Below are 10,903 nucleotides of genomic sequence, written 5' to 3'. Positions count from 1 at the left end.
GGGCGGCCCACGCCCAGCCGCGCCACCAGATCGGCCTCGGTAAAGCGTTCACCGGGCAACATGCGGAAGTCGAACAGATCATCCTTGATGCGTTGATAGACCTGGTCGGCCAGCGACCCGGCCAGCGCCGGCGTCTGCCGGATGGCCGGGCTGACTTGGACGGATTCCAGGCGCATCATCCCGCCACGGTGCAGGTGCTGTCTTCGGCCAGCACGATCAGCGGATCGCCCGCGTTGACCGGTTTGCCGGGCATGCAGCGGATCGCGGTGACGGTGCCCGATGCCGGCGCGATGACGGATAGCTCCATCTTCATTGCCTCGACCACGACCAGCGTGTCGCCGGCCGATACGCTCTGGCCCACCTGGACCGGAATCTTCCAGATGTTGCCGCACATATCGGCGCTGACCAGGCGTTCGCCTTCGCGCAGCGCCGTCTCGGGCTCGGGTTCCGCCATCGTGGCCTCGACCACCGTGTCTTCCGTTTTCCACAGCGCCACTTCGGCGTCGAACGCGCTCTTCTGCCGCGTCTGGAACACGGCGATGCTGTCGGCCTGTTCCTGCAGAAAGCGCTGGTGCGCGGCGAAGTCGAACACTTCTTCCTCGATGCGGACCGTGGCCCGGCCTTCACGAAAATCTTCGCGCAGCACGTCCAGTTCAGCCTCCGTCACCGGATAGAAACGCACCTGGTCGAAAAAGCGCAGCAGCCAGGGCTTGCCATCCTGGAACACGGGGTTCTTCAGGAACTTGTTCCAGATGGGCAAGGTGCGGCCGACCAACTGATAGCCGCCCGGCGAGTCCATGCCGTAGATGCACATGTACACGCCGCCGATGCCCACGGTGCCCTCGGCCGTGAACGTGCGGGCGGGGTTGTACTTGGACGTCAGCAGGCGGTGGCGCGGATCAATCGGCACGGCGCAAGGCGCACCCAGATAAACGTCGCCCAACCCCATGATCAGGTAGCGGGCATCGAACACGATGTCGCGAACGTCGTCGCGGCTGGCCAGGCCGTTGATGCGCTGAATGAAGTCCACATTATTCGGTAGCCACGGGGCGTTCGCGCGCACGGTTTCCTGGTAACGCTGCACGGCGCCCAAGGTCGCCGAATCCTCGAAGGCCATCGGCAGATAGACGACCCGCGTGGGAACCTTAAGGGTTGCCACGTCGGCCAGGCTGTCTTCGATTTTCAGCAAGCGAGCGATCAGCGCGCCTTGCAGGATCACCCGGCTGTCGTAGCGGATCTGCAGCGACCGCACGCCCGGCGACAATTCCTGCACGCCCGCGATGGGCTCGGCGTTCAGCGCCTCCATCAGCAGATGGATGCGCATGCGCAACGCCAGGTCCAGCACGTTATCGCCGTACTCCAGCAGCAGGTAGCCGTCGCCCGCCTGGCGGTATGACACCGACGGCCGCGTTCCAGCCGCCGGCAGCGCCGCGACGATGGTCTCGGATGCGGTCGCGGGAACCGGCGCGGGCGCGGTCGATGCCGGCGCCACCGCCGACAGGGCCGCCACGCTCTGGTCCTGCGCGGCTTCCAGCGCGACCGCTTCGGGGTAGTCGATGCGAACGAAGCGGATACGATCGCCCGGCTTGACCTGTCCGACCTTCCAGAGCTCGGCCCGCGCGATGGTGACCGGGCAGACGAAACCGCCCAGGCTGGGGCCGTCGCGCGTCAGGATGACGGGGCTGTCGCCGGTGAAATTGATGCTGCCGATGGCGTATTCACAATCGTGGATGTTGGACGGATGCAAGCCGGCCTCGCCGCCGTTCTCGCGGGCCCAGGTCGGTTTCGGCCCGATCAGGCGCACACCCAGCCGGTTGGAGTTGTAGTGCACCTCCCAATCGGCAGCGAAAAAGGTCTCGATGGCTTCCGGCTGGAAGAAGTCGGGCGCGCCATGCGGACCGTACAGCACGCCGATCTGCCACGTGTTGCCGTAAACGGGAACCATCTCGGCTGGCGCCCCCTGCGGCGCAGCCACGGGTGCTTGCGCCCCGCCCAGCTCGGGCCGCACCACGGGCAGCATATCGCCCACCCGCAGCGTGCGGCCGGCGTGCCCGCCGAACTGGCCTAGCGCGAAAGTCGACCGGCTGCCCAGGTAGACGGGAACGTCCAGGCCGTTGCGCACGGCCAGATAGCTGCGGCAGCCCGACAGCGCGCGGCCGGTGGCCAGCACCTGCCCCGACCGTACCGCGATCGGTTGCCACATCGGCACCGGTTCGCCATCCAGGGTGGCGGCGCACTCGGCGCCCGTCAGCGCCACGATCGTGTCGCCGTGAAAGCGCAGCGTGGGGCCGACCAGCGTGGCCTCGATGCCGGCCGCGTCAGGCGCATTGCCGACGATGCGGTTGGCCACCCGAAAGGCGTAGTCGTCCATCGGACCGGACGGCGGCACGCCGATGTCCCAATAGCCGGCGCGGCCGGGATAGTCCTGCACGCTGGTATAGGTGCCGGCTTCCAGCACTTCGACGGCGGCGGGGCGGTAGGCGAAGCTCTCAAGGAAGCGCGTGGACAGCTTGCCGGCGCGGAAACGCTCGTCGGCGACGATCTGGCGCAGGTAGTCAAGGTTGGTGGCGATGCCGTGCAGACGCGTGCGGGCCAGCGCGTCTGCCAGCTTGTCCAGCGCGGCTTCGCGCGTATCGGCATGCACGATCAGCTTGGCCAGCATGGGGTCGTAGAAGGCCGGCACTTCGGTGCCGGTGGCCACCCAGCCATCCACCCGCACACCGTCGGGGAACGACACCTCGGTCAGCACGCCGGGCGACGGCTGGAACTGGCGCAGCGGGTCTTCGGCATACAGCCGCACTTCGATCGACGCGCCCTGCGGGGCGCGCGACATCGCGGGGATGTCCAGCGGTTCGCCCGCGGCCACGCGCAGCATGCATTCCACCAGGTCCAGGCCCGTCACGGCTTCCGTCACCGGATGCTCCACCTGCAGGCGGGTGTTGACCTCCAGGAAATAGAAGCTGTCGCGCGCGGGGTCATAGATGAATTCCACCGTGCCCGCCGACCGGTAACTTACCGACTCGCCCAACTGCACCGCCGCCGCGAGCAGCGCGGCGCGAGTCGCGGCCGGCAACAAGGGCGCCGGCGTTTCCTCGATGACTTTCTGATTGCGCCGCTGCACCGAGCAGTCGCGCTCGCCCAGCGCCAGCACGCGCCCCGCCCCATCGCCGAAGATCTGCACTTCCACGTGCCGCGCGTTGTCCACATAGCGTTCGATGAACGCGCCGCCGTCGCGGAAGAAATGCTCGCCCATGCGCTGTACGCTGTCGAACGCCACCGTCAGTTCGGCTTCGTTGTCGCAGCGCGATAGGCCGATGCCGCCACCGCCCGCCGTGCTTTTGAGCATCACGGGGTAGCCAATGCGTTCGGCGTGGGACAGCGCTTCACCCAGGCTGGCCAGCAGGCCCGTGCCGGGCGTCATCGGCACGCCGGCTTCGGCCGCTAATTCACGCGACCGGTGCTTCAACCCGAATTCGCGGATCTGGAGCGGCGTGGGGCCGACGAACGCAATGCCCGCCGCTTCGCAGGCGTCGGCGAACTCGGCGCTTTCGGACAGGAACCCATAGCCGGGATAGATGGCTTGCGCGCCGTGCTCGCGGGCCGCGGCCAGCAGCAGGTCCATGCGCAGATAGCTGTCGGCGGCCTTCTCGCCGCCCAGCGCGACGGCCACGTCCGCTTCGCGCACGTGCGCGGCGTTGCGATCGGGGTCGGAATAAACGGCCACGCTGCGGATGCCCAGCCGCTTCAAGGTGCGGATGGCGCGGACGGCGATTTCGCCGCGGTTGGCAATCAGAACGGTATCGAACACGATGCGACTCCCTTGGGGTCTGGCGGTTATCGGGGGGTGGCGTTCAGGCTGGCCAGATAGGCGCGCCAGCCGCCAAAGGCGGTGATGTCGCGCGCGCCATCCAGGCCGCGCGGCTCGCAGATGAATCCCTTGACCAGGCGGCCGTCTTCCAGCTCCAGCGTGCCGATGCCCAGCGGCGCGGGGATTTCGGCGACGAACGCGCCGAATGCCGTCACCGGCACATCCCACAGTTCCACCTCGATGGGCGCGCCGGACTCGGACTTGACCAGCCCAGGCTTGGGCGGCGTCGTGTTGGCCAGGGCGTACAGGCGGTAGTCGGCCGCGGTGCGGGTCTTCTCGGCCAATACCGCGTGGCGCGAAGTCAATTGATGGTTCAGCGGCATGCCCGTCAGGTGCGCGCCCACCACGGCCACGCGCACTGTGTCGGCGGGCGCCTGATCCCGCGCGACCTCGGCGGGCAATGGCGCGCCGGTGGCCCCCAGCGGCAGGCCTCGTTGCGCCTGCCAATGCTTGCCGAACTGCGCCAGGGCACGGTCCCGCCAGGCCAGCCCGATCAACGTGATGCCCGACGGCAGGCCATCGGCGCGCATGCCCGCTGGCACGGCCAGCGCCGACAGATCCGCCAGGTTGGCGAAGTTGGTGTAGACGCCCAGGCGCGAGTTCAAGGTCACCGGGTCCGACTCCAACTGCGCGATGGTGTAGATGGACGGAGACGTCGGCACGACCAGCGCGTCGAAACCCGCCAGCGATTGATGAATCGCGCGCGTCAGGTCGGCGCGGCGGTATTCGGCCTTGAACGCGTCCAGCGCGCTGTAGTTCGCCGCCTGCTCCACGATGCCGCGCACCACCGGATTGATGACTTCCGGCGTGTCCTTCCACAACGCCTCGACCGCGGCAAAGCGTTCAGCCACCCACGGGCCTTGATACAGCAGCGCCGCCAACTCGTTGAACGGCGCGAAGTCGATGGCGGCCACTTCGGCGCCGGCTGCCTGCAAGGCCCGCACGGCGTCGTCGAACGCGGCGGCGGCTTGCGCGTCGCCGAAGAATTCCAGCGTGGCCGGAATCGCGATCCGGGGCGCCGTCGGCCAGGGTAGCGATGCGCCGGCCGGCATGGCGCGCGAATACGGATCGCGTTCGTCGAAGCCGCCGGCCACTTCCGCCACCAGCGCGGCGTCGGCCACCGTCAGCGCAAAGATCGACACGCAGTCCAGCGTGCGGCAGGCGGGCACCACGCCCGCCGTGCTGAGCCAGCCCTTGGTCGGTTTCAACCCGACGATATTGTTGAACCCCGCCGGCACGCGGCCGGATCCCGCCGTATCCGTGCCCAGCGAAAACGCCGCCAGGCCACGCGCCACGACCGATGCCGATCCAGAGCTGGAACCGCCGCTGACGTATTCGGGGTTGAACGTGTTGGCCACGGCGCCATGTGGCGACCGCGTGCCGACCAGTCCGGTCGCGAACTGATCCAGGTTGGTCTTGCCCACGAGGATGGCGCCAGCGGCGCGCAAACGCTGCACCACCGTCGCGTCCTCGCCCGCCGTATAGGCAAACTCGGGGCATGCCGCGGTGGTCGGCCAACCGGCCGCGTCAATGTTGTCCTTGATTGCGAAGGGAACGCCGTACAAGGGCAGGCGCGACATGTCGCCGCCAGCCGCCTCGCGCATCAACCGCAGTCCGTCCAGTTGCTCGTCGAGCGTGGCGCGGTCCACTCGCCGTATCCAGGCGTTGTCCGCCGGGTCGTCGGGCGTGGCGGCGTAATCCGCCAACAACGTTTCGGGCTGCGCCCCGCCGTCGCGGTAGGCGGTTTGCCATTGCGCAATCGTCCAACCGGCGGTGTGCTTCTGCGTTGCTGCGGCATTCATGATGGAATCCTTTCTTGTATACAAGTACGGATTCCCAAGCAATCGCCGTGCCATGTTGGCCGAGTTTTGCGTTTCCCCTCTGGCGGCCCCGGCCAGATCGTTCCGGCCACGCTTTTGCGGCCCGCTCCGCGCCCGCCCATCCGCACCGTATCCGGGCAGACGACGCACCTGTTTTGTGCACGCGGCACTGTTTTGATCCGCGCCCGCTTGCCATGTTCGGTCTCTGCGCCTTCGCGTAAACACCCCCTTTTCATACAGCGGCACGCCACGCGCCGCGCAGTTGGCATGCCTTTTGCTTTGAAGTCCAGGTTGTCGGGTGTTGTTCAGATCGTTCCTGCCGGCCAAGCCGGCACATTCCATCCAGGAGTCACCATGAAACGCAGACTAGCCTTGAAGCAACTGACCGCCGTGAGCCTATTGGCCATGACCGGGTGGATGCCGCAGGTACTCGCCGCCGAAGACACCATCAAGATCGGCATCCTGCACTCCCTGTCGGGCACCATGGCCATCTCGGAAACGTCGCTGAAGGACGTTGCGCTGATGACCATCGACGAAATCAACGCCAATGGCGGCGTGATGGGCAAGAAGCTGGAAGCCGTGGTGGTGGACCCCGCGTCGAACTGGCCGCTGTTTGCCGAAAAATCGCGCCAGCTGCTGTCGCAGGACAAAGTGGCGGTGGTGTTTGGCTGCTGGACGTCGGTGTCGCGCAAGTCGGTGCTGCCGGTCTTCAAGGAACTGAACGGCCTGCTCTTCTACCCCGTGCAGTACGAAGGCGAAGAGCTTGAGAAGAACGTGTTCTACACGGGCGCGGCGCCCAACCAGCAAGCGATCCCGGCCGTCGAATACCTGATGAGCGAAGACGGCGGCGGCGCCAAGCGCTTCGTGCTGCTGGGCACCGACTACGTCTATCCGCGCACCACCAACAAGATCCTGCGCGCGTTCCTGCACTCCAAGGGTGTCAAGGACAGCGACATCGACGAGGTCTACACGCCGTTCGGCCATTCCGATTACCAGACCATCGTGGCCAACATCAAGAAGTTCGCCACGGGCGGGAAGACGGCCGTCATCTCCACCATCAATGGCGATTCGAACGTGCCCTTCTACAAGGAACTGGGCAACGCCGGCCTGAAGGCCACCGACGTGCCGGTCGTGGCGTTCTCGGTGGGCGAAGAAGAATTGCGCGGCGTGGACACCAAGCCGCTGGTCGGCCATTTGGCTGCCTGGAACTACTTCCAGTCGGTGAAGAACCCGGTCAACGAAGAGTTCATCAAGAAGTGGAAAGCCTATGCCAAGGCCAAGAACCTGCCCAATTCCAGCACGGTCGTGACCAACGACCCGATGGAAGCCACCTATGTCGGCATCCACATGTGGAAGCAGGCGGTGGAACAGGCCAAGACCACCGACGTGGACAAGGTGATCGCGGCGATGGGCGGCCAGAAGTTCAACGCGCCTGACGGCTACACCATCGAAATGGACAAGACCAACCACCACCTGCACAAGCCCGTCTACATCGGTGAAATCAAGGCGGACGGCCAGTTCAACGTGGTGTGGAAAAGCAAGGGCCCGATCCGCGCCCAACCCTGGAGCCCGTACATCCCGGGCAACGAAAGCAAGCAAGGCCTCTAAGCGGAACAGCAGCCATGCATATCGCGGCAATCGCACACTTCTTGCGTCGTTTCCTTCTTGCATGGCTGCTTGCCGTGCCGTTGCTGACCGCGCCCGCGGCGGCGGCCGGCGTGGACCCGGCCTTGCTTGCGCCGCTGGCCGGCGACGACACCGACGCCAAGCTGCAAGCGATTGCCGCGTTGGGCCAACTGCCTGAACCCGCGGCCGCCGCGGTCTTGCAAGCGCTGGGCAACGACCAGCTCTATGCAACGGCCGACGGCCGCGTGCTGGTTGGCACGGGCGGTGCGCGCGCCACCGATCCCGTGACCGGCGCATCCGTCGACCTGCCTGCGGGCAGCGGCACGGTCACCATCAATAACCGCCTGCGCCGCGCCATCGAAGCGGCGCTGGCGGGCTCCCGCCTGTTTTCGGACAAGCCGGACGAACGCCTGGCCGCCGCCCGCCGGCTACAGCAGACCGGCGATCCCGCGCGCCTGCCGATGCTGGAAAAAGCGCTGACGTCTGAAAAGAACGAGGCGGTGCGCGACGCGCTGCTGATCGCGCAGGCCAACCTGGAATTAAAAAGCACCGACCCCGCCAAGCGGCGCCACGCCGTGGAACTGCTGGGCGAGACCCGCAACGCCGCCTTCCGCCCGACGCTTGCCGCGCTGACGCAGGAACAGGGCGGCGTGTACGCCGAACCGGATGCCGGCGTGCGCGAAGCCGCCGTCAACGCGCTAAAGCAGATCGACCGCCATCTGGCCACGATCGAATGGGCAGGCAACCTCTTCTACGGCATCAGCCTGGGCAGCGTGCTGCTGCTAGCCGCGCTGGGCCTGGCCATCACCTTCGGCCTGATGGGCGTCATCAACATGGCGCACGGCGAACTGCTGATGATTGGCGCCTACGTGACCTACCTGGTGCAGACGCTGTTTCGCGCGTGGCTGCCAGGCTGGCTGGACTGGTATGTGGTGGCCGCGCTGCCACTGGCTTTCGCCATCACGGCGCTGGTCGGCATGGCGCTGGAACGCACCGTCATCCGCTGGCTCTACGGCCGCCCGCTGGAAACGCTGCTGGCCACCTGGGGCATCAGCCTGATGCTGATGCAAGGCGTGCGCACGCTGTTCGGCGCGCAGAACGTGGAAGTGGGCAATCCCAGCTGGATGTCCGGCGGCATCACCGTGCTGGGCGGGCTGGTGCTGACCTACAACCGGCTGGTGATCATCGGCTTCGCCTTCTTCGTGGTGTTCCTGGTGTGGGTGTTGCTGAACCACACACGGCTGGGCCTGTTCGTGCGGGCCATCACGCAGAACCGGCGCATGGCCGACTGCGTGGGCGTGCCCACCGGACGCGTGGACATGCTGGCCTTCGGCCTGGGCTCGGGCATCGCCGGGCTGGCCGGCGTGGCGCTGTCGCAGCTGGGCAACGTGGGCCCCGACCTGGGCCGCGGCTACATCGTCGATTCCTTCATGGTGGTGGTGCTGGGCGGCGTGGGCCAGCTGGCCGGCACCGTCATCGCCGCGATGGGCCTGGGCGGCGTCAACAAATTCCTGGAGCCCTACGCGGGCGCCGTCATGGCCAAGATCACCATCCTGGTGCTTATCGTGCTGTTTGTCCAAAAACGGCCGCAAGGCCTGTTCGCCCCCCGCGGCCGGAGCGTTGAATGAAACAGACCGCGCTGACCGATCTGAACCTGCTGGCCCGACGCCCCCTGTTTTCGGGCCGCGTCTGGACGGCGCTGGCGGTGGCCGTCGCCCTGCTTGCGCTGCTGCCCCTGTTGAATCTGGTGTTCCCGCCAGGCCATGCGCTGCACGTGTCGGCCTATGCCGTGGCATTGCTGGGCAAGTTCATGTGCTACGCGATGGCCGCGCTGGCGCTGGACCTGGTGTGGGGCTACGCCGGCATCCTGTCGCTGGGCCACGGCCTGTTCTTCGCGCTGGGCGGCTACGCCCACGGCATGTACCTGATGCGCGCCATTGGCCGCGACGGCGTCTACCAGAGCAACCTGCCCGACTTCATGGTGTTCCTGGACTGGAAAAGCTACCCCTGGTACTGGTCCTTCACCGAACACTTCTGGTACGCCATGCTGCTGGTCGTGCTGGTGCCGGGCGTGCTGGCCTTCGTCTTCGGCTACTTCGCCTTCCGGTCACGCATCAAAGGCGTGTACTTCTCGATCATCACGCAGGCGCTGACCTTTGCCGCGATGCTGCTGTTCTTCCGCAACGATACCGGCTTCGGCGGCAACAACGGCTTTACCGACTTCAAGCGCATCCTGGGCTTCGACATCACGGCGCCGGGCACGCGCGCCGCGCTGTACTGGATCACGCTGGCGGCGCTTGCCGGCGCCCTGGTCCTGGCGCGCCTGGTCACGCAATCGAAGCTGGGCCGCGTGCTGACGGCGGTGCGCGACGCCGAAAGCCGGCTGCGCTTCATCGGCTACGACCCGCTAGGTTTCAAGCTGTTCGTGTGGACCTTGTCGGCCGTGCTGTGCGGCATCGCGGGCGCCTTGTACGTGCCGCAGGTCGGCATCATCAACCCCAGCGAGATGTCCACCGAGACCTCCATCGAAATGGTCATCTGGGTAGCCACTGGCGGACGCGGCACGTTGATCGGCCCCATCATCGGCGCCGGCGCGGTCAACGGCTTGAAGACCTGGTTCACCAGCGTGCTGCCGGAATACTGGCTGTATGCGCTGGGCTTGATCTTCGTGCTGGTCACGCTGTTCCTGCCCACCGGCATCGTCGGCCTGGCCCGCCGCGTGGCGGCCCGCTTCCAGGAGAACAAGGCATGACCAGCACGCACATCGAATCCGCCGCGCTGGAAGGCGGCCCCAGCGGTGAAGCCGGCTACGGCCGCGTCAGCCCCAAGGGCCTGGACACCAGCCACGGCGCCATCCTCTACCTGGAAGGCATCACGGTCAGCTTCGACGGCTTCAAGGCGCTGAACGACCTGACGCTGGATATCGGCGTGGGCGAGCTGCGTTGCATCATCGGCCCCAACGGCGCGGGCAAGACCACGATGATGGACGTGATCACCGGCAAGACCCGTCCCACGGCGGGCACCGCTTTCTTCGGCCAGAGCATCGACCTGACGACCTTGAACGAGGCGCAGATCGCGCATGCCGGCATCGGCCGCAAATTCCAGCGCCCGACGGTGTTCGAACAGCACACCGTTTTCGAGAACCTGGAACTGGCGATGAAGACCGACAAGCGCGTGCGACCCACGCTGTTTTCGCGGTTGACGGGCGAGCAGGCCGACAAGATCGGCGAAACGCTGGACCTGATCCGGCTGCGCTCCGAGGTATGGCGGCCCGCGGGCCTGCTGTCGCATGGCCAGAAGCAATGGCTCGAGATCGGCATGCTGCTGATGCAGGAACCGCAACTGCTGCTGCTGGACGAACCGGTCGCGGGCATGACCGACGCCGAGACCGAACGCACGGGGGAACTGCTGAACGAATTGCGCGGACGGCACTCGCTGATGGTGGTGGAACACGACATGGATTTCGTCAACCAGATCGCGGGCGACGGCAAGGTGACGGTGCTGCATGAAGGCTCGGTGCTGGCCGAAGGGCCGATGAGCAAGGTGCAGGCCGACCCGCGCGTGATCGAAGTCTATCTGGGGCGCTGAC

Annotated in this window: 6 protein-coding genes and 1 pseudogene; 4 read left to right on the top strand and 3 right to left on the bottom strand. The window is 66.6% G+C overall.

Going from position 1 to position 10,903, the window contains the following annotated elements; genetic code table 11:
• The 3 genes and pseudogenes from ACE039_RS25895 to atzF form a co-directional block, all read right to left on the bottom strand.
• Positions 1 to 179 (bottom strand): annotated as a pseudogene (locus ACE039_RS25895) (GntR family transcriptional regulator); the annotation flags it as partial.
• A complete protein-coding gene (gene uca, locus ACE039_RS25890) occupies positions 176 to 3,808 on the bottom strand; it encodes an urea carboxylase (RefSeq protein WP_485823699.1) in 3,633 nt (1,210 codons plus the stop codon). The gene uca and the pseudogene ACE039_RS25895, both read right to left, overlap by 4 nt.
• A gap of 26 nt (positions 3,809 to 3,834) precedes the next feature.
• Positions 3,835 to 5,670, bottom strand: a complete 1,836-nt coding sequence (gene atzF / locus ACE039_RS25885) for an allophanate hydrolase (RefSeq protein ID WP_485823698.1) — start codon at positions 5,668 to 5,670, stop codon at positions 3,835 to 3,837.
• Between the two features lie 372 nt (positions 5,671 to 6,042).
• On the opposite strand from atzF, the gene urtA reads away from it, so the two are divergent.
• Genes urtA through urtD form a run of 4 tightly spaced genes read left to right on the top strand, consistent with a single transcriptional unit; the run spans position 6,043 to position 10,902 of the window.
• Positions 6,043 to 7,296 carry an urea ABC transporter substrate-binding protein gene (gene urtA / locus ACE039_RS25880; protein WP_313460322.1) on the top strand — a complete coding sequence of 418 codons (1,254 nt, stop codon included), beginning with the start codon at positions 6,043 to 6,045 and terminating at the stop codon, positions 7,294 to 7,296.
• 14 nt (positions 7,297 to 7,310) lie between these two features.
• Entirely contained in the window at positions 7,311 to 8,942 is a 1,632-nt protein-coding gene (urtB, locus tag ACE039_RS25875) for an urea ABC transporter permease subunit UrtB (RefSeq protein WP_485823697.1), read from the top strand.
• Positions 8,939 to 10,066, top strand: a complete 1,128-nt coding sequence (gene urtC, locus ACE039_RS25870; RefSeq protein ID WP_105558348.1) for an urea ABC transporter permease subunit UrtC — start codon at positions 8,939 to 8,941, stop codon at positions 10,064 to 10,066. The genes urtB and urtC overlap by 4 nt, the downstream gene beginning before the upstream one ends.
• On the top strand, positions 10,063 to 10,902 hold the full coding sequence (urtD, locus tag ACE039_RS25865; RefSeq protein WP_448709548.1) for an urea ABC transporter ATP-binding protein UrtD: 840 nt from the start codon (positions 10,063 to 10,065) through the stop codon (positions 10,900 to 10,902). The genes urtC and urtD overlap by 4 nt, the downstream gene beginning before the upstream one ends.
• Position 10,903 lies beyond the last annotated feature (1 nt).

The sequence above is a fragment of the Achromobacter maghribensis genome (assembly GCF_057334215.1).
Note: the sequence above shows the minus strand (reverse complement) of the source record. Positions and strands in the feature narration are given on the sequence as shown.